Origin of the sequence: Streptomyces sp. NPDC048254, from assembly GCF_043201895.1 — a bacterium.
Lineage (GTDB): Bacteria > Actinomycetota > Actinomycetes > Streptomycetales > Streptomycetaceae > Streptomyces.
Genome location: NZ_JBICZJ010000026.1, coordinates 63,238 through 81,510 on the forward strand (window position 1 = coordinate 63,238; position 18,273 = coordinate 81,510).

Sequence of the window (18,273 nt, forward strand, 5' to 3'; positions counted from 1 at the left end):
CAAGGGGAGTGATCGGCATGGCAGGCACGACCGGCGGACGGCCGAGCATCTATCCGTCGCTGCTGTACGCGGACGCGAAGGCGGCGATCAAGCAACTGACGGAGGCCTTCGGCTTCACCGAGCTGTCGGTGTACGAGGGCGAGGACGGCATGGTGCTCCATGCCGAGCTGGTGCAGGGCAACGGCGCGATCATGCTGGGGTCCAAGGGCCGCGGCGGCCGTTTCGACGCGGCGATGGAGGGCGCGGGCCCGACCGGGGCGTACATCGTCGTGGACGACGTCGACGCACACCACCAGCGGGCCGTGGACCACGGCGCCGAGATCCTGATGCCTCCCACGGACCAGGACTACGGCTCGCGGGACTACATGGCCCGGGACGTCGAGGGCAACATCTGGAGCTTCGGCACCTACGCCCCGGAGATAGCGGCCTGACCCTCCCGACCCGCCTGCGCCGTCATCCGCCGGTGTGCACCTGGAAGGCGGCCCGGCGGACGGCTTTGGCCAGCGCCGGGTCGGGGTGGGCCGCGGCGAGGGCGACCAGGACCTGCACGGTGCGCGGGTGACCGACGGCGCGCACCTCGTCGAGCAGCGCGGGGACGGTGGGCTGCAGCGCCGACTCCAGATGGCGGACCAGCAGCGGCGCCTCGCCGTGGTCGGCGACCGCGGCGGCCGTGTCCACCCAGAGCCAGGTGGCCTCTTCGCGGGTGAGCACCTCGTGGGCGTCCTCCGGGTCGACCCCGTCGTGCTCGGCCAGCCACAGCAGGGCATACGGCCGCAGGGTCGGCTCGTCGACGACCGCGCGGACGTCCGGTTCGGCGGGGGCGCCGACCACGCGCAGCGCCTCGAAGGCGAGGCCGCGCAGCAGAGCGTCCTCACCGCGGGCGGCGGCGACGAGTTCGCCGACGGCGCTGCCGACGGGGCGGGCGGCGAGCCAGGCGCGGTACTCGGCGCGGGCCGCGTTGGGGCGGAGCTGGGCGCAGCCGCGCAGCATCTCCTCGGCGGCGACCTCGATGTTCCCGGCGGGGCTCTGCGCGGCCACGCAGATCTGCTCCAGCTTGACCCAGACCGCCCAGCTGCCCAGCGGGGTGAGGGTGGCCTGGCCGACGCCGTAGGTCAGCGCGCCGACGGAGGCGAGCGCGTGCAGGGCCCAGTCGAGGAGGGGAGCGAGCTCGGCGTCCTCCGCCGGGGCGGGGTCGTCGGCCGGTGCGCGGTCCGCCAGGTCGGTGCGGGCGGCGGGCACGGCGGCGACGGGAACGGCGGACCGGGACCCGCCACCGGTCGCGATCCCGGTCTCCGTGTCGTAGGGGACCTCGCAGCGCTCGGTACGCAGTTCGGTGACCCGCTGTCGCAGCAGGTCCAGGAGCTGCTCGACCGGGACGGGACCGGCGGAAAGCTGAAGGAAGGAGAGCACCTGGGGCATGGCCGAGACCACCTCGGCGACGGCGGCGGCCTCGAACTCCGCCGGCTCCGGATGGGCGAGCGACCAGGCGTCGAAGAGGGCGACCCAGCCGCGCAGCACGGCGCTGTCGTCGCGGTCCCAGGCGCGCAGGCGCCAGCCGGGGCGTGCGCTGTCGCCGTGCACCTCGACCAGGCCGGCGAGTCGGGCGGTGTCCCAGTCGGCGCGGATCTGAGCCGGGGTCAGGCCCAGATCGCCGGACGCGCGTTCGGCGGACGCCTCGGAGAGAGTGGCCTTGCCGTCGGCGGTCGCGCCGTCGCTGCCCGGCCCGAGGGCCGTGTCGGCCCAGTGGGCGACTCGGGCCGCTCCGGCCAGCCCGGACCGTGCCATTCTGGCCAGTTCGGCGGGGGCCGGGGTGCCCTCGGGGGGGCGGGGTGCGGGGCGGCGCGCGGGCCGCTGGTTCATCGCTCGGGGGGCGGCGGCCAGGGGTCGCGTTCGGACGAGTCGAAGCCTTGAGTCGCGCGGGATACGGGACGTCACGGGTGCAGTCTTCCGGTTGACGGTCCGAAAACCCAAACGGAATGTCACGGCGGGCGACGGGGCTGGCCAACGCACGGGGCCCGAGGGGAGGCGAGGAGACATGTTCAGGCCAGTGGTACGGCCTTAAACGGAACCCTCGGGACCGACTGGAATCGGGGCTTCCGACTTGCCTCGGGGCGCGGTCAGGGAGGTGCCGCGCGTGCGGAAAAAATCACATCACAGGTGTCATTTCATATGAGAGGAGACATCAGCGGGCATCACATCAAAGGCGTGAGGAATCGGCGCAGCCGCTCCTCGTACTGCTGGGGGTCGGCGTTCCACATGGCGCCGTGCGGGGCGTCCGGCACGGTGTGCAGGGCGATGCGGTCGGGGCGCCGGGCGGCGAGCCGGCGGGAGTACGTCCAGGGGGCCACCATGTCGTCCGGGCCGTGGACGATCAGGGTGGGCACGGTGAGCTGCTCCGGGTCGACGGGGTCACCGACGTGGTCGGCATGCAGGCCGGCACGGCCCTGCGCGGCGCGCACCGCGAGCGGCAGCAGCGGCTCGGGGGTGTGCCGGGCCTGGGCGAGGGCCCGCAGGGTGGCCTCCCAGCTGAGCACCGGCGAGTCCAGGACCAGCCCGGAGACGCGCTCGCGCAGCGCCGAGTGGGCGGCGGCGCGCAGCGCCATGGTGGCGCCGGTGGACCAGCCGTACAGGACGACGCGGCGGGCGCCGTAGCGGACGGCGTAGCGGATCGCCGCGTCCAGGTCGCGCCACTCGCTCTCGCCGAGGTGGTTCAGGCCGTCCGGGGGGCGCGGGGCGCCGAGGTCGCCGCGGTAGGCGAGGGCGAGGACGGGCAGGCGCCGGCCGTGCAGGAACCGCATGACGTTCATGGGGAGCTCGCGGGTGGTGCCGAGGCCGTGCACCGCGATCACCCAGGTGTCCCGGTAGCCGGGCACGAACCAGGCGGGCAGCGAACCGAGTTCGCCGGGCAGGTCGACGTCGGCATGTTCCAGGCCCAGGGCGGCGCCCGGGTTGCCGATGTGGACGTTGGGGGTGAGCCAGACCTTGTCGCCGGTTTCGAAGGTGCCGTGGGTCACCTGCTCCAGCCGCCGTACGACGGTGTCGGGGGTGTTCGCGGCGGACTCCAGGACGGCGCCGACGACCGCGTGCGAGCCGTCGCCGGCCAGGCCGTAGGTGCCGGGGCGCAGCGAGGCGAGGTCCCGGGTGAGGGTGATGCGGTCGGCCGCGGTGCTGTGCACGGTGAGCCGGGGCTCGGTGGGCAGGGGCCGGCCCGGCGGCGCCTTCAGCGCGGCGTCACTGGCGAACCGCCCCGCGGCCACGCCAGCCGCACCGGCGGCGAGTACGGCACCGACGGCGGCAGCCGTGACTTTGACTGGGCGCACCTGTCCAGTGTCGGGGCGGACCGGGACGGCGGCCAGTGGAGGCGGGGCCGTTTGTCGCGTGGGCGGAGCTTTCGAAGGGGGTGGGAGCGAGGTCGGCACCGCCGGAAACGTGCGGCGTGGCCTGGCGCCGGCCCGGCGGAAAGACGTCAGGCAGCGAGGTCGGGCGGCACGGAAGGAAGAAGATCGAGGAACGGGGCGAGAGGAAGGCTGCTCCGTCGACGCCTACCCCGTCTGCCGGCCGTACCCCCGCAGTCGCTCCCCCACCTCCGCCACCTGTTCCGGTGACAGCAGGGTCGGGGTCAGGCCGGGGACGGCGGACGCCGTCAGCCACAGGTGGCACATCCACTCCAGTTGGGCCGTGCGGTCGTAGGCCTGGGTCAGGGTGGTGCCGTAGGTGATCGTGCCGTGGTTCTGGAGGAGGCAGCCGGAGCGGTCGGTCAAGGCGCGGAGCATGTTCTCGGCCAACTCCTCGGTGCCGTATGTCGCATACGGGGCAACCCGGACGGCGCCGCCGAGCGCGGCGGACATGTAGTGGATCGCGGGAAGCTCGGGGACGAGCGTCGAGACGGCCGTCGCGTGGACGGCGTGGGTGTGCACGACGGCACCGGCGCCCGTACCGCCGTAGATCGCGAGATGCATCGGCAGTTCGCTGGTCGGGACCAGGGTGCCGAGGACCTGGCGGCCGGCGAGGTCGACGCCCGTCACGTCGTCGGGGGTGAGCCGGTCGTACGGCACGCCCGACGGTGTGACCAGCACGGTGTCGCCGACCCGGACCGAGACGTTGCCGGAGGTGCCGACGACCAGTCCGTCGGCCACCGTGCGGCGGGCGGTGGCGACGAGTTCGCGCCAGGCGCTCGCCTCCTCCGCACGTACATGCCGCCTTCGCGGCTCCGACACACCCTGTGCGCCGCCGCGTCCATCCCGTCCGTCACGCTCGTGCCGCTGTTGCTCAGCCATGGCCCGATCCTGTCAGGCAGCGCCCCAACCGGCTTGTACGGCAGGGCACTTTAGTTCGGACGTCCCGAATCCAGTAGAGCGCAAATGGACGCAAAGAGCCCTATTTCACGGCTTGGCCGAAGATCGCCGATCATACGCCGATCTTCCAATAATCTCTGGACGATTTTTCGTACACGTCGCCATTCCGGGGGGAAACATGGCCCGTGACCGCTCTCCGTCGCGCCACCACCGCCGCCACCGTCACCACGCCCGCGCCCTCGCGGCGGCCGTGGCCGCGCTCGCCCTCTCGTGGGCCGCGACCGCGTTCGCCGGGACGACGGCGTCCGCGGCGAGCCTGCCGAAGGGGCACGACGTCTCCTCGCACCAGAAGAACGTCGACTGGCCGGGCGCCAAGGCGAAAGGCGCCAAGTTCGTCTACATCAAGGCGACCGAGTCCACCACCTACCGCAACCCGTACTTCGGCCAGCAGTACAACGGTGCACGCGAGGCCTCAATCATGCGGGGCGCCTACCACTTCGCCCTGCCGAACAAGTCGTCGGGCGCCCGGCAGGCCGCGTACTTCGCGAGCCATGGCGGCACCTGGACCGCGGACGGCTGGACGCTGCCGCCCGCGCTCGACATCGAGTACAACCCGTACGACAAGAAGCACAAGTGCTACGGGCTGAGCCACTCCACGATGATCAAGTGGATCAAGTCCTTCAGCGACGAACTGAACCGGGAGACCGGTCAGCGGCCGGTGATCTACACGACCACCCACTGGTGGAACCTCTGCACCGGCGGCAGCAGCGCCTTCGCCGCGAACCACGCCCTGTGGATCGCACGCCACGGCTCGGCGGACGCGGGAGCACTGCCGGCCGGATGGTCGCACTGGACCTTCTGGCAGTACGACAACAGCGGCAGCCTGCCGGGTGACCAGAATCTCTTCAACGGGTCGGCGAGCCGGCTGAAGGCGTTCGCCAAGGGCTCCTAGCCAAGGGGCGACCGGGCCGCCGGACCGGAAACGGGACGGCGGCCTCGCCCGTGCCCGCACACGAATACCCCGAAGCCGATCACAGACACCACAGAGACCACCTCAGTTCACCTTCCGTTCACTCAGATTGCCTACGGTCCAACGGCCGATGACCTCTATAGATTGTCTGGGTAAATGGAAAGCTTCTCGCTGATCCTCGCGATTGTGGTGGTGACCGCACTCGCGTTCGATTTCACGAACGGTTTCCACGACACCGCCAACGCGATGGCCACGACCATCTCGACCGGCGCGCTCAAGCCCAAGATCGCAGTGGCCATGTCCGCCGCGCTGAATCTGGTGGGCGCCTTCCTCTCCGTGGAGGTCGCCAACACGATCTCCAAGGGCCTCGTCGACGAGAACGGCATCCGCCCCGAGGTCATCTTCGCCGCCCTGGTCGGCGCGATCCTCTGGAACCTGGTGACCTGGCTGGTGGGCCTGCCCTCCAGCTCCTCGCACGCCCTGATGGGCGGTCTGATCGGCGCCACCGTCGCCTCCGCCGGCTTCGGCGCGGTCCACGGCGACGTACTGGTCACCAAGGTCCTGCTCCCCGCGGTCGCCGCCCCCGTCGTCGCGGGCCTCGCGGCGATGCTCTCCACCCGCCTGTCGTACGCGATCGGCAAGAACGCCGAGAACGCAGAGGACGCAGCCACCCGCAAGGGCTTCCGCGCCGGCCAGATCGCCTCCGCCGGCCTGGTCTCCCTCGCGCACGGCACCAACGACGCGCAGAAGACGATGGGCATCATCACCCTCGCGCTGATCGCGGGCGGCTCCATCGCCCCCGGCTCGAACCCTCCCACCTGGGTCATCCTCTCCGCCGGCCTCGCCATCGCGCTCGGCACCTACATCGGCGGCTGGCGGATCATCCGCACCATGGGCAAGGGCCTGACCGACCTCCGGCCGCAGCAGGGCTTCGCCGCCCAGACCAGCGCGGCCACCGCCATCCTGGCCTCCTCCCACCTCGGCTTCTCCCTCTCCACCACGCACGTCGTCTCCGGTTCCGTGATGGGCGCGGGCCTGGGCCGCAAGGGCGGCACCGTCCGCTGGTCCACCGCGACCCGCATGATGATCGCCTGGGTGCTCACCCTCCCCGCGGCCGCGCTGGTCGGCGCGCTCGCCGAGTCCGTGACCGACCTCGGCGACTGGGGCACAGCGGCCGTCGCCGTCTTCCTCGTCGCCTCCAGCGCCGCGATCTGGAAGCTCTCCCGCCGCGAGGTCGTGGACAGCGCCAACGTCAACGACACCGACGGCACCGAGCCGGCCGGCGTGGTGACCGCGGCGATGGCCGCCGTGACCCCGCCGCCCGCGGGCCCGGTGACCGACGACCTCACCGCCACGATCCTGTCCCCCGCCCCGTCACCCGCGCCGGTCACCGCCACCGACCCGGCCGCGACCGTCTGACCCCCGAGGAAGAACCGACATGAACATCGACTGGGCAGCCATCGGCTCCGTCTTCGGCGTCAGCCTCGTGGTCACCGTGGGCATGGTGGCCCTCTTCACCCTCGGCATCAAGGGCCTCTCCGCCCGTGAACGCGCCACGGCCCAGGGCAACTCGGCGGCCCTGGCCGTGACCGCCGCCTACCTGTGTTTCGCGGCCTGCGCGGCCGCCGTGGCCTACGGCATCCACCTGATCGTGGCCAAGGCCTGACCGGGCCGGCCGCTCGCGACCGGCGAAGGCTCCTCCCCGACCCGCTCGGGAGGAGCCTTCGGCATGCCCCACAGGCCCCGCCGGCCCACCGGTGTGGGCCTTCCCACACACTCCCCTCGCAGGTCAACGGCAAGTTGACGGCTCTTCCGGGGGCGTGGTGGACTTCCGGAGCCAAGTACGGCGGCAAGAGAGGAAGCCGGTGCGAATCCGGCGCGGTCCCGCCACTGTCACCGGGGTAGCAATCCCCGGGAGCCAGGAACTCTCACCGCCGGTCTCGTCGAACCAGGGCGTGGACACCCTGAGTGAGGACATATCGCCATGTGCGGCTGCCGTTCGAGGTTGAGTACCCGGCTCCTTCCCGCCCCCGCGGCGGGCTGAGCCGATGGGTGCCGGTCGCGTCTTCGCGTACGGCGCCGCCGCCGGCCTTCTCGGCGATCTGCTGCTCGGCGATCCGCGCCGGGGGCATCCGGTCGCCGCGTTCGGCCGGGCGGCCGGGTCCGTCGAACAAGTGCTGTGGCGGGACCACCGCGGGTGGGGCGCACTGCACACCGCGGTGTGCGCCGGCGGCGCCGTGACTCTGGGTGCCCTGGCCCAGCGGCTCGTACGACCGTCCACCGCCGCGGCCGTCGCGCTCACCGCGACCGCCACCTGGGCCGTCGTCGGGGGCACTTCACTCGCCCGGGAGGCCGGTGCCATCGGGCGCGCCCTGGAGGCGGGGGACGTCGAGGCCGCACGGGCCCGGCTGCCGCATCTGTGCGGAAGGGATCCGCAGGCCCTGGACGCCGACGGGATCGCCCGGGCGGTCGTGGAGTCCGTCGCCGAGAACACGAGTGACGCGGTCGTGGGTGCGCTGGTGTGGGGGGCCGTGGGCGGGGTGCCGGGGCTGCTCGGGTTCCGGGCCGTCAACACCCTGGACGCCATGGTGGGCCACAAGTCGGCCCGGTACCGGCGGTACGGGTGGGCCTCGGCGCGGCTGGACGACATGGCGGGGTGGCCCGGGGCGCGGCTCACCGCCGTACTGGCCGCCGTCGCCGGAGATGACACCAAGGGGGCCGTGCGGGCCTGGCGGTCCGACGCGGCGAAGCACCCGAGTCCCAACGCCGGGCCGGTGGAGGCGTCGTTCGCGGGGGCGTTGGGGGTACGGCTCGGCGGGACCTTGTCATACGGCGGGCGGGTCGAGCACCGGCCGGTGCTGAACGGGGAGGGGCGTGCGGTGGAAGTCGCGGACATCGAGCGGGCGGTGCGGTTGTCACGGCGGGTGGGGTGGCTGGCGTGGGGGGTGAGTGCGGCCGGGGCCCTGCTGCGAGGGCAGCGGTCGCGGTCGGCCGTGCGGCTCCCGGGGAGTTCCTCATGAACAACGGAGGTCTCCTCGTCGCCGGTACCACCTCCGACGCCGGCAAGAGCGTGGTCACCGCCGGTATCTGCCGGTGGCTGGTGCGGCAGGGCGTGAAGGTCGCGCCGTTCAAGGCCCAGAACATGTCCCTCAACTCCTTCGTCACGCGCGAGGGCGCCGAGATCGGGCGGGCGCAGGCCATGCAGGCGCAGGCCTGCCGCATCGAGCCGACCGCGCTGATGAACCCCGTGCTGCTCAAGCCGGGCGGCGAGCAGAGCAGTCAGGTCGTGCTGCTCGGGAAACCGGTCGGCGAGCTGAGTGCGCGCGGCTACCACGGCGGGCGGCAGCAGAAGCTGCTCGGGACCGTGCTCGACTGTCTCGCCGAGTTGCGGGGCACGTATGACGCGGTGATCTGTGAGGGGGCGGGCAGTCCGGCGGAGATCAACCTGCGCCGGACCGACATCGTGAACATGGGGATCGCGCGCAACGCGCGGATTCCGGTGCTCGTCGTCGGCGACATCGACCGCGGGGGCGTGTTCGCCTCGTTCTTCGGCACCGTCGCCCTGCTCTCGCCGGAGGACCAGGCCCTGGTCGCCGGGTTCCTCGTCAACAAGTTCCGCGGCGACGTCTCCCTGCTGGAGCCGGGCCTCGACATGCTGCACGGCCTCACCGGGCGGCATACGTACGGTGTCCTCCCCTTCCAACACGGGCTCGGGATCGACGAGGAGGACGGGCTGAGGGTCTCGCTGCGCGGGACCGTCCGGGAGTCGAACACGGCCCCGCCCGTCGGCGCGGACGTGCTGCGGGTCGCCGTCTGCGCCGTCCCCCTGATGTCCAACTTCACGGACGTGGACGCGCTGGCCGCCGAACCCGGTGTCGTGGTGCGGTTCGTGGACCGGCCCGAGGAACTCGCCGACGCCGATCTCGTCGTGCTCCCGGGGACCCGGGGGACGGTCCGGGCCCTGGACTGGCTGCGGGAGCGGGGGCTCGCGGAGGCGCTGCGGCGCAGGGCCGCCGAGGGGCGGCCGGTGCTCGGCATCTGCGGTGGCTTCCAGGTCCTCGGCGAGCACATCGAGGACGAGGTCGAGAGCCGGCGCGGGCAGGTGGCCGGTCTCGGGGTCCTGCCCCTACGGGTGCGGTTCGCCCGGGAGAAGACCCTCACCCGGCCCGTCGGCGAGGCCCTCGGCGAGCGGGTCGAGGGGTACGAGATCCATCACGGGGTCGGTGAAGTGACCGGCGGGGAGGCGTTCATCTCCGATGACAGAGGGCACAGCCTGGACGGCTGCCGGGTCGGGCAGACCTGGGGTACCCACTGGCACGGCTCCCTGGAGTCGGACGGTTTCCGGCGGGCCTTTCTGCGCGAGGTGGCGGCCGCCGCGGGCCGCCGGTTCGTGCCGGCCCCCGATACCTCGTTCGCCGCGCTGCGCGAGGAGCAGCTCGACCGGCTCGGCGACCTGATCGAACAGCACGCGGACACCGACGCGCTCTGGCGGCTCATCGAGTCGGGCGCGCCGCAAGGACTGCCCTTCATTCCACCGGGAGCGCCCGCATGAGCACTGTGTTGTTGTTGTCGACCGCCGACACCGATCTGCTGGCGGCCCGGGCCGCCTCCGGTGCCGACTACCGGATCGGCAATCCGACGCGCGTCGATGTCACGGAGGAGCTGCCCGCGCTGATCGAGGGCGCGGACATCGCCGTCGTACGGCTGCTCGGCGGCAAGCGGGCCTGGGAGGACGGGCTCGCTGCGCTCAGGGCCGCCGGGATCCCGACCGTGCTCCTTGGCGGCGAGACCGTGCCGGACGCCGAGTTGATGGCCGAGTCGTCGGTGCCGGCCGGTGTGGTCGCGGAGGCGCTGCGCTACCTCGTCGAGGGCGGGCCCGCGAACCTCCTTGAACTGTCCCGGTTCCTGTCCGACACCGTGCTGCTGACCGGCGAGGGGTTCGCCGAGCCGCAGAAGATGCCCGAGTTCGGGGTGCACGGCTCGTACGGGATCCGGGCCGGCCGCCCCACGGTCGGGGTGCTCTTCTACCGGGCCCACGAACTGAGCGGCAACACCGCCTTCGTGGACACCCTGTGCGACGCGATCGAGGCGCGGGGCGCCAACGCCCTTCCGGTGTACTGCGGTTCGCTGCGCGGTGCGGACGCCGGGCTGTACGAGATCCTCGCCGGGGCCGACGCGCTGGTCGCCACCGTGCTGGCGGCCGGCGGCACCCACGCCTCGCAGGCCTCGGCCGGCGGTGACGAGGAGGCCTGGGACATCGGGGCGCTCGCCGATCTCAACGTCCCGGTGCTGCAGGGCCTCTGCCTGACCTCCTCCCGGCAGGCCTGGGACGAGTCCGACGCCGCCCTCTCCCCCATGGACGCGGCGATGCAGGTCGCCATCCCGGAGTTCGACGGCCGTCTGATCACCGTGCCGTTCTCCTTCAAGGAGCAGGGCGACGACGGAGCCGACGTCCCGGTGTACGTCGCCGACCCCGAGCGGGCCGGACGGGTGGCCGGGATCGCCGTACGGCATGCGCGGTTGAAGCACATGCCGAACGCCGACAAGAAGCTCGCGCTGGTCTTCACCGCCTATCCGACCAAGCACTCGCGCGTCGGCAACGCGGTCGGGCTCGACACCCCTGCCTCGGCGGTACGCGTGCTGGACGCGCTGCGGGATGCCGGGTACGGGGTCGAGGGACACCCCGACAACGGGGACGAGCTGATCCACCGGCTCATCAACGCCGGTGGCCACGACGTCGAATGGCTCACCGAGGAGCAGCTGGCCGCCGCGCCCGCGCGGGTGCCGCTCGCCGACTACCGGGCGTGGTTCGACAAGCTGGACCCGGACCTCAGGGCAGGCATGCTGGAGACGTGGGGCGAGCCGCCGGGCAGCCTGTACGTGGACGGCGACGACATCGTCCTCGCCTCCCTGCAGTTCGGGAACGTCGTCGTCATGATCCAGCCGCCGCGCGGCTTCGGCGAGAACCCGATCGCGATCTACCACGACCCGGACATGCCGCCGTCGCACCACTACATGGCGGCCTACAGGTGGCTCGAAAACTCTTTCGGCGCGGACGCGGTCGTGCACATGGGCAAGCACGGCACGATGGAGTGGCTGCCCGGCAAGGGACTCGGGCTGAGCGCCGGCTGTGCGCCGGACGCGGTCCTCGGCGAGCTGCCCCTGATCTACCCGTTCATCGTCAACGACCCCGGCGAGGGCACCCAGGCCAAGCGGCGCGGGCACGCCACCGTGGTCGACCATCTGGTCCCGCCGATGGCCCGTGCCGACACCTACGGCGACCTGGCCAAGCTGGAGCAGCTGCTCGACGAGTACGCGCTGGTCTCCGACCTGGACCCGACGAAGGCACCGGCCGTGCGGGCGCAGATCTGGACGCTGGTCAAGGCGGCCGAACTCCACCACGACCTGCATGTGGACGACCAGCCGGACGACGCCGACTTCGACGAGTTCGTCATGCACATCGACGGCTATCTGTGCGAGATCAAGGACGTGCAGATCCGCGACGGCCTGCACATCCTCGGCGGCGGCCCGGTCGGCGAGGCGCGCGTGAACCTGGTGCTGGCCGTGCTGCGGGCCTCGCAGGTGTGGGGCGGGCAGGCCAACGCGCTGCCGGGGCTCAGGGCCGCGCTGGCCGCTCACTTCGGCCTGGTCGAGAAGGAGTTGCTCGCCGAGCCCGGTGCGCCGGTGAAGGTGCCGGCCGAGCTGTCGGACCTCGTCGAGGGTCCGTCCCGCACGGCCGCCGACGCCATCGACCTGCTGGAGCAGCTCTGCCGGCGGATCGCGGAAGGGATGGAGGAGCGCGGCTGGGCGGTCACGGACAGCCGTTCCCTCATCCGTGCCGTCCTCGGCACCGAACTCCCGGAGGCCGTCGCGGTGCTGGAGTTCGCCTGCGCCGAGGTCGTGCCCCGGCTGGCCCGCACCACGGACGAGATCGACCACATCCTCAAGGCGCTCGACGGCGGTTACGTCCCGGCGGGACCGTCCGGCTCCCCCACCCGCGGGCTGGTCAACGTCCTGCCGACCGGCCGGAACTTCTACTCGGTCGACCCCAAGGCCATTCCCTCCCGGCTGAGTTGGGAGGTCGGCCAGTCCCTCGCCGACTCGCTGGTGCGGCGGTACCTCCAGGACACCGGCGAGTACCCGAAGTCCGTCGGGCTGACGGTGTGGGGCACCTCCGCGATGCGCACCCAGGGTGACGACATCGCCGAGATCCTGGCGCTGCTGGGCTGCCGTCCGGTCTGGGACGAGGCATCGCGGCGCGTGACCGGCTTCGAGGTGGTCCGGCTGGACGAACTGGGCCGGCCGCGCATCGACGTCACGGTCCGGATCTCCGGCTTCTTCCGGGACGCGTTCCCGCACGTGGTCGCACTGATCGACGACGCCGTACGCAAGGTCGCCGAGCTGGACGAACCGGCCGACCGGAACTACGTGCGCGCCCACGCCGACGAGGACACCGCCGAGCACGGTGACCGGCGGCGCGCCACCGCCCGTATCTTCGGCTCCAAGCCGGGCGCGTACGGCGCGGGCCTGCTGCCGCTGATCGACGCCCGCAACTGGCGCTCCGACGCGGACCTCGCCGAGGTGTACGCCGTCTGGGGCGGTTACGCCTACGGGCGCGGGCTCGACGGGCGGGCGGCGCGCGGGGACATGGAGACCGCGTTCAGGCGGATCGCGGTGGCAGCGAAGAATGTCGACACGAGAGAGCATGACATCGCGGATGCGGACGACTACTTCCAGTACCACGGCGGCATGGTCGCCATGGTGCGCCACCTGACCGGCACCAACCCCGAGGCGTACGTGGGTGATTCGGCCACCCCCGACCAGGTGCGGACCCGCACCCTCGGCGAGGAGACCCACCGTGTCTTCCGGGCCCGGGTGGTCAACCCGCGCTGGATGGCGGCCATGCGCCGGCACGGCTACAAGGGCGCCTTCGAGATGGCGGCGACCGTCGACTACCTCTTCGGCTACGACGCCACGGCCGGCGTCGTGGACGACTGGATGTACGAGAAACTCAGCGCGGAGTACGTCTTCGACGCGGAGAACCGGGACTTCATGAAGAAGTCCAACCCGTGGGCGCTGCGCGGCATCACCGAACGGCTCCTGGAGGCCGCCGACCGGGGCCTGTGGGCCGAGCCGGACGCGGACACCCTGGAACGGCTGCGCGCCACCTACCTGGAGCTCGAAGGCGACTTGGAGGGCGACCAGTGACCACCCCCTTCCCCTTTACGGCCGTCGTCGGTCAGGACGACCTGCGGCTGGCGCTGCTGCTGAACGCCGTGTCACCGGCGGTCGGCGGAGTGCTGGTGCGCGGCGAGAAGGGCACCGCCAAGTCCACGGCGGTACGCGCCCTTTCGGTGCTGCTGCCGGCCGTGGACGTCGTCGCCGGCTGCCGCTTCTCCTGCGACCCGGCCGCCCCGGACCCGGCCTGCCCGGACGGGCCGCACAATCCGCCCGGTGCCTTCGAGTCCCGCCCGGCGCGCATGGTCGAACTGCCGGTCGGCGCCTCCGAGGACCGGCTGGTCGGCGCCCTCGACATCGAACGGGCCCTGGCGGAGGGCGTGAAGGCCTTCGAGCCGGGCCTGTTGGCCGACGCCCACCGGGGCATCCTCTACGTCGACGAGGTCAACCTCCTCCACGACCATCTGGTCGACCTGCTGCTGGACGCGGCCGCGATGGGCGCCTCGTACGTGGAGCGCGAGGGCGTCTCGGTACGGCACGCGGCGAAGTTCCTGCTCGTCGGCACCATGAACCCCGAAGAGGGCGAGCTGCGGCCGCAGTTGCTGGACCGGTTCGGCCTGACCGTGGAGGTGGCCGCCTCGCGCGAGCCTGACCAGCGGGTCGAGGTGGTACGGCGACGGCTCGCGTACGACGACGATCCGGCCGGTTTCGCGACGCGCTGGGCCGGTGAGGAGGCCGCCGTACGGCAACGGATCGTGGCGGCGCGGGCGTTGCTGCCGTCGGTGCGGCTGGGCGACGGGGCGCTGCGGCAGATAGCGGCGACCTGTGCGGCCTTCGAGGTCGACGGTATGCGCGCCGACATCGTGATGGCGCGGACGGCGACCGCGCTGGCCGCGTGGGCCGGGCGGACCGAGGTGCTGGCGGAGGACGTCCGGCAGGCCGCGCTGCTCGCGCTGCCGCACCGCAGGCGCCGTAACCCCTTTGACGCGCCGGGCCTGGACGAGGACAAGCTGGACCAGACGCTGGAGGAGTTCTCCGGCGAGGACGAACGCGACGACGATCCGGATCCCGACGGTCCCGGCGGGGGCGGCGGCCGGCCGGCGCCCGACGACGGTGACCCGCAGGGCGGCGACACGGGTGCGCGGCCCGAGGCCGGGGAGGACGGCGAGCCGCAGGCGTCCGGCGGCTCGGGCGAGCAGGCGCCGACGCGGGCCGCCGAGCCCTTCCGCACCAAGATGCTGACCGTGCCGGGGATCGGTACCGGCGCCGCCGGCCGGCGGTCCCGGGCGCGCACCGAGCACGGGCGTACGACGGGTGCGCGGCGGCCCCGGGGTGCCCTGACCAAGCTGCACCTGGCGGCGACCGTGCAGGCCGCCGCCCCGTATCAGCGGGCGCGCGGGCGGTCCGGTCCTGGCCTGGTGGTCCGGCGGGACGACCTGCGGCAGGCGACCCGGGAGGGGCGTGAGGGGAACCTCGTGCTGTTCCTGGTGGACGCGTCCGGGTCGATGGCGGCCCGGCAGCGGATGAGCGCCGTGAAGGGGGCCGTGCTGTCGCTGCTGCTCGACGCCTATCAGCGGCGGGACAAGGTGGGGCTGGTGACCTTCCGGGGTGCGGCGGCCGATGTCGCGCTGCCGCCGACCTCGTCCGTGGACGCGGCGGCGGCCCGGCTGGAGGCGCTGCCGACCGGCGGGCGCACCCCGCTCGCTGCCGGGCTGCTCAAGGCGCACGACGTGCTGCGGGTGGAGCGGTTGCGGGACCCCGCGCGGCGGGCCCTCGTCGTCGTGGTGACCGACGGACGGGCCACCGGTGGGCCCGAGCCGGTCGCGCTCGCCGGGCGGGCGGCGCGGCTGTTCGCGGCCGACGGGGTCGCCTCGGTGGTCGTGGACTGCGAGTCGGGGCCGGTACGGCTCGGGCTCGCCGGGCAGCTGGCCGGTGAGCTGGGTGGTACGGCGGTGACGCTCGACGAGTTGCGGGCGGACTCGATCGCCGGGCTGGTCAAGGACGCGCAGAGTCGTTCAAGGAGGGCCGCGTAGTGCCGCAGGGACAGCCGAGTGTGGTGCCGGACGACGGGCTGACGACTCGTCAGCGTCGTAACCGGCCTCTTGTCGTCGTGCACACGGGCGTCGGCAAGGGCAAGTCCACCGCCGCGTTCGGGCTCGCGCTGCGCGCCTGGAACCAGGGGTGGCCGATCGGGGTGTTCCAGTTCGTCAAGTCGGCGAAGTGGAAGGTCGGCGAGGAGCGGGCGCTGCGGGTGCTCGGCGACTCCGGGGAGGGCGGGACCGTCGCCTGGCACAAGATGGGCGAGGGGTGGTCCTGGGTACAGCGCGACATCCAGGGTGACAACTTCAGCAACGAGGAGAAGGCCCGGGAGGGCTGGGAGCAGGTCAAGCGGGACCTGGCGGCCGAGACGTACCAGCTGTACGTGCTCGACGAGTTCGCGTACCCCATGCACTGGGGGTGGGTGGACACCGACGAGGTCGTCGAGGTGCTGCGCAGCCGGCCCGGGAACCAGCATGTCGTGATCACCGGGCGGAACGCGCCGGAGAAGCTGGTGGACTTCGCCGACCTCGTCACCGACATGTCCAAGGTCAAGCACCCGATGGACGTGGGGCAGAAGGGGCAGAGGGGCATCGAGTGGTGATGTCTTCCGTCCCACGGCTGGTCATCGCCGCGCCGTCGTCCGGCAGCGGCAAGACCACCGTCGCCACGGGGTTGATGGCCGCGTTCGCCGCGCGGGGGCTCGCCGTGTCCCCGCACAAGGTCGGACCGGACTACATCGACCCCGGGTACCACGCGCTCGCGACCGGGCGGGCGGGGCGGAACCTCGACGCGTATCTGTGCGGGCCGGAGCTGATCGGCCCGCTGTTCGCGCACGGTGCGCGGGGCTGTGACATCGCCGTGGTCGAGGGGGTGATGGGACTGTACGACGGGGCCGCCGGGGAAGGTGAGCTGGCGTCCACCGCCCATGTCGCGAAGCTGCTGCGGGCGCCGGTGGTACTGGTCGTGGACGCGTCGTCGCAGTCGCGGTCGGTGGCCGCGCTGGTGCACGGGTTCGCGTCCTGGGACCCGGAGGTGCGGGTCGGGGGCGTGATCCTGAACAAGGTGGCGTCGGACCGGCACGAGGAGTTGCTGCGGGAGGCGCTGGAGTCCTCCGGGGTGCCGGTGTTCGGGGTGCTGCGGCGGGCGGCCCAGGTGGATACGCCGTCGCGGCATCTGGGGCTGGTACCGGTCGCCGAGCGGCGGGGTGCGGCGATGGCCGCGGTGGCGGCGATGGCCGCGCAGGTCTCCGACGGATGTGACCTGGAGGGGCTGCTGGGGTTGGCCCGGGGGGCCGGGGTGGTGCCGGGTGCGGCGTGGGATGCGGGTGCGGCCGTGGTTTCCTCGCCCCCGCCGCCCCTACCCGTCCCATCACCAGGGGCTGCCGCCCCCGGACCCCCGCTTCGGCCTGAACGGCCTCGTCCTCAAACGCCGGACGGGCTGGACGATGGGGGTGCGCGGCCTGTCGTCGCCGTTGCCTCCGGGGCTGCGTTCACCTTTTCTTACGCCGAGCACGCCGAACTGCTCGCCGCCGCCGGGGCCGAGGTGGTGCCGTTCGATCCGTTGCGGGACGAGCAACTGCCGGACGGGACACGGGGGTTGGTCGTCGGCGGGGGTTTTCCCGAGGTGTACGCCGCCGAGCTGTCCGCGAACGAGCCGCTGCGCAAGGCCGTCGGCGCCCTCGCTCACGGCGGTGCTCCGGTCGCCGCCGAGTGTGCCGGGCTGCTCTATCTGTGCCGGGAGCTGGACGGGCTGGCGATGTGCGGTGTGCTGGATGTCCGGGCGCGGATGACCGAGCGGCTGACTCTCGGCTACCGGGACGCGGTCGCCGTGAGCGACAGTGTGCTGGCCGTCGCCGGGACGCGGATGCGGGGGCACGAGTTTCACCGGACCGCGGTCGAGCCGGGGGCCGGTGCGGCGCCCGCGTGGGGTGTGCGTACCCCCCGGCCGCGGGTCGAGGGTTTTGTACAGCAGGGTGTGCACGCGAGTTATCTGCACACGCACTGGGCGTCCGAGCCCGGTGTGGCCCGAAGGTTCGTGGAGAGGTGCCGGACGTCATGAGCAGCAGCAGGCTGATCGGAGTCGGGGTGGGTCCGGGTGACCCCGAGCTGGTGACCGTGAAGGGCGTCAACGCCCTGCGTGCCGCCGACGTGGTCGTCGTACCCGTCATGGATACGGGTGAGCAGGGGCGTGCCGAGGCCACCGTGCTGCACTACGTCGGCGCGGAGAAGGTCGTCCGGGTCGTGTTCGCGCTGAACGAGCGCAGTGACCGGGGGCGGCGCGAGGCAGCCTGGGACGCGGCGGGCACCAAGGTCGCCGAGTTGCTGCGGGAGCGCGGGTCCGTCGCCTTCGCGACCATCGGGGATCCGAACGTCTACTCGACCTTCACCTATCTCGCGCAGACCATCGCCGGGCTGGTGCCGGACGTGGTCGTGGAGACCGTGCCCGGCATCACCGCCATGCAGGACCTCGCCGCCCGTTCCGGTGCCGTGCTCACCGAGGGGACCGAGCCGCTGACGCTGGTGCCGGTGACGGCGGGCGCCGAGGTGCTGAAGGACGCGCTGAGCGGGCCGGGGACGGTCGTGGCGTACAAGTTCGGGCGGCAGGCCGGCGCGGTCGCCGAGGCGCTGCGGGAGACCGGGCGGATCGAGGACGCCGTGTGGGGGTCGGCGCTGGGCCTCGACGAGGAGTCCATCCGGCCCGCCGCCGAGCTCGACGGCTCCCCGCTGCCGTATCTCTCCACGCTCATCGCGCCGCCGCGCCGGGACGGTGGCAGAGGCGGGAAGCTGTGAG

General features: G+C 72.6%; 14 protein-coding genes and 1 riboswitch. Of the genes, 11 read left to right on the forward strand and 3 right to left on the reverse strand.

Features of this window, described 5'->3' with window-relative positions:
• The first annotated feature begins 17 nt into the window (after positions 1 to 17).
• Positions 18 to 431, forward strand: a complete 414-nt coding sequence (locus ACGFZQ_RS46065) for a VOC family protein (RefSeq protein ID WP_393845519.1) — start codon at positions 18 to 20, stop codon at positions 429 to 431.
• 22 nt (positions 432 to 453) lie between these two features.
• On the opposite strand, the gene ACGFZQ_RS46070 is transcribed toward ACGFZQ_RS46065, so the two are convergent.
• From ACGFZQ_RS46070 to ACGFZQ_RS46080, 3 genes are all read right to left on the reverse strand, one after another.
• Positions 454 to 1,860: a hypothetical protein gene (locus ACGFZQ_RS46070; protein WP_393845520.1), complete on the reverse strand. Its 1,407-nt coding sequence runs from the start codon at positions 1,858 to 1,860 to the stop codon at positions 454 to 456.
• A 332-nt stretch (positions 1,861 to 2,192) separates the two neighbouring features.
• Positions 2,193 to 3,320, reverse strand: a complete 1,128-nt coding sequence (locus tag ACGFZQ_RS46075) for an alpha/beta hydrolase (protein ID WP_393845521.1) — start codon at positions 3,318 to 3,320, stop codon at positions 2,193 to 2,195.
• 222 nt (positions 3,321 to 3,542) lie between these two features.
• Positions 3,543 to 4,277, reverse strand: coding sequence for a class II aldolase/adducin family protein (locus ACGFZQ_RS46080; RefSeq protein ID WP_393845522.1), 735 nt, complete (start codon positions 4,275 to 4,277; stop codon positions 3,543 to 3,545).
• Positions 4,278 to 4,473: 196 nt separating this feature from the next.
• Here ACGFZQ_RS46080 and ACGFZQ_RS46085 point away from each other — a divergent pair, with 196 nt between their 5' ends.
• The 10 genes from ACGFZQ_RS46085 (at position 4,474) to cobI (ending at position 18,272) form a co-directional block, all read left to right on the forward strand.
• Entirely contained in the window at positions 4,474 to 5,247 is a 774-nt protein-coding gene (locus ACGFZQ_RS46085) for a lysozyme (RefSeq protein ID WP_393845523.1), read from the forward strand.
• Between the two features lie 174 nt (positions 5,248 to 5,421).
• A complete protein-coding gene (locus ACGFZQ_RS46090; RefSeq protein WP_393845524.1) occupies positions 5,422 to 6,684 on the forward strand; it encodes an inorganic phosphate transporter in 1,263 nt (420 codons plus the stop codon).
• A 19-nt stretch (positions 6,685 to 6,703) separates the two neighbouring features.
• Positions 6,704 to 6,931 carry a hypothetical protein gene (locus ACGFZQ_RS46095; RefSeq protein ID WP_365799159.1) on the forward strand — a complete coding sequence of 76 codons (228 nt, stop codon included), beginning with the start codon at positions 6,704 to 6,706 and terminating at the stop codon, positions 6,929 to 6,931.
• Between the two features lie 140 nt (positions 6,932 to 7,071).
• Positions 7,072 to 7,214: riboswitch (cobalamin riboswitch) on the forward strand.
• A 99-nt stretch (positions 7,215 to 7,313) separates the two neighbouring features.
• Entirely contained in the window at positions 7,314 to 8,285 is a 972-nt protein-coding gene (locus ACGFZQ_RS46100; RefSeq protein WP_393845525.1) for a cobalamin biosynthesis protein, read from the forward strand.
• Entirely contained in the window at positions 8,282 to 9,817 is a 1,536-nt protein-coding gene (locus ACGFZQ_RS46105; RefSeq protein ID WP_393845526.1) for a cobyric acid synthase, read from the forward strand. The genes ACGFZQ_RS46100 and ACGFZQ_RS46105 overlap by 4 nt, the downstream gene beginning before the upstream one ends.
• Positions 9,814 to 13,473: a cobaltochelatase subunit CobN gene (cobN, locus tag ACGFZQ_RS46110; protein ID WP_393845527.1), complete on the forward strand. Its 3,660-nt coding sequence runs from the start codon at positions 9,814 to 9,816 to the stop codon at positions 13,471 to 13,473. Before ACGFZQ_RS46105 ends, cobN begins: the two co-directional genes overlap by 4 nt.
• Positions 13,470 to 15,476: a putative cobaltochelatase gene (locus tag ACGFZQ_RS46115; protein ID WP_393845528.1), complete on the forward strand. Its 2,007-nt coding sequence runs from the start codon at positions 13,470 to 13,472 to the stop codon at positions 15,474 to 15,476. Before cobN ends, ACGFZQ_RS46115 begins: the two co-directional genes overlap by 4 nt.
• Positions 15,476 to 16,084: a cob(I)yrinic acid a,c-diamide adenosyltransferase gene (cobO, locus tag ACGFZQ_RS46120; protein ID WP_351733138.1), complete on the forward strand. Its 609-nt coding sequence runs from the start codon at positions 15,476 to 15,478 to the stop codon at positions 16,082 to 16,084. The genes ACGFZQ_RS46115 and cobO overlap by 1 nt, the downstream gene beginning before the upstream one ends.
• Positions 16,084 to 17,541 carry a cobyrinate a,c-diamide synthase gene (locus ACGFZQ_RS46125; RefSeq protein ID WP_393845529.1) on the forward strand — a complete coding sequence of 486 codons (1,458 nt, stop codon included), beginning with the start codon at positions 16,084 to 16,086 and terminating at the stop codon, positions 17,539 to 17,541. The genes cobO and ACGFZQ_RS46125 overlap by 1 nt, the downstream gene beginning before the upstream one ends.
• Complete coding sequence (gene cobI / locus ACGFZQ_RS46130; protein ID WP_351733133.1) at positions 17,526 to 18,272, forward strand: precorrin-2 C(20)-methyltransferase; 747 nt, start codon at positions 17,526 to 17,528, stop codon at positions 18,270 to 18,272. Before ACGFZQ_RS46125 ends, cobI begins: the two co-directional genes overlap by 16 nt.
• The last annotated feature ends 1 nt before the right edge of the window (position 18,273 follow it).

Coding starts and splice junctions, on each gene's coding strand:
- ACGFZQ_RS46065 (WP_393845519.1), top strand. CDS start 18: ATGGCAGGCACGACCGGCGGACGGCCGAGCATCTATCCGTCGCTGCTG.
- ACGFZQ_RS46070 (WP_393845520.1), bottom strand. CDS start 1,860: ATGAACCAGCGGCCCGCGCGCCGCCCCGCACCCCGCCCCCCCGAGGGC.
- ACGFZQ_RS46080 (WP_393845522.1), bottom strand. CDS start 4,277: ATGGCTGAGCAACAGCGGCACGAGCGTGACGGACGGGATGGACGCGGC.
- ACGFZQ_RS46085 (WP_393845523.1), top strand. CDS start 4,474: ATGGCCCGTGACCGCTCTCCGTCGCGCCACCACCGCCGCCACCGTCAC.
- ACGFZQ_RS46090 (WP_393845524.1), top strand. CDS start 5,422: ATGGAAAGCTTCTCGCTGATCCTCGCGATTGTGGTGGTGACCGCACTC.
- ACGFZQ_RS46095 (WP_365799159.1), top strand. CDS start 6,704: ATGAACATCGACTGGGCAGCCATCGGCTCCGTCTTCGGCGTCAGCCTC.
- ACGFZQ_RS46100 (WP_393845525.1), top strand. CDS start 7,314: ATGGGTGCCGGTCGCGTCTTCGCGTACGGCGCCGCCGCCGGCCTTCTC.
- ACGFZQ_RS46105 (WP_393845526.1), top strand. CDS start 8,282: ATGAACAACGGAGGTCTCCTCGTCGCCGGTACCACCTCCGACGCCGGC.
- cobN (WP_393845527.1), top strand. CDS start 9,814: ATGAGCACTGTGTTGTTGTTGTCGACCGCCGACACCGATCTGCTGGCG.
- ACGFZQ_RS46125 (WP_393845529.1), top strand. CDS start 16,084: ATGTCTTCCGTCCCACGGCTGGTCATCGCCGCGCCGTCGTCCGGCAGC.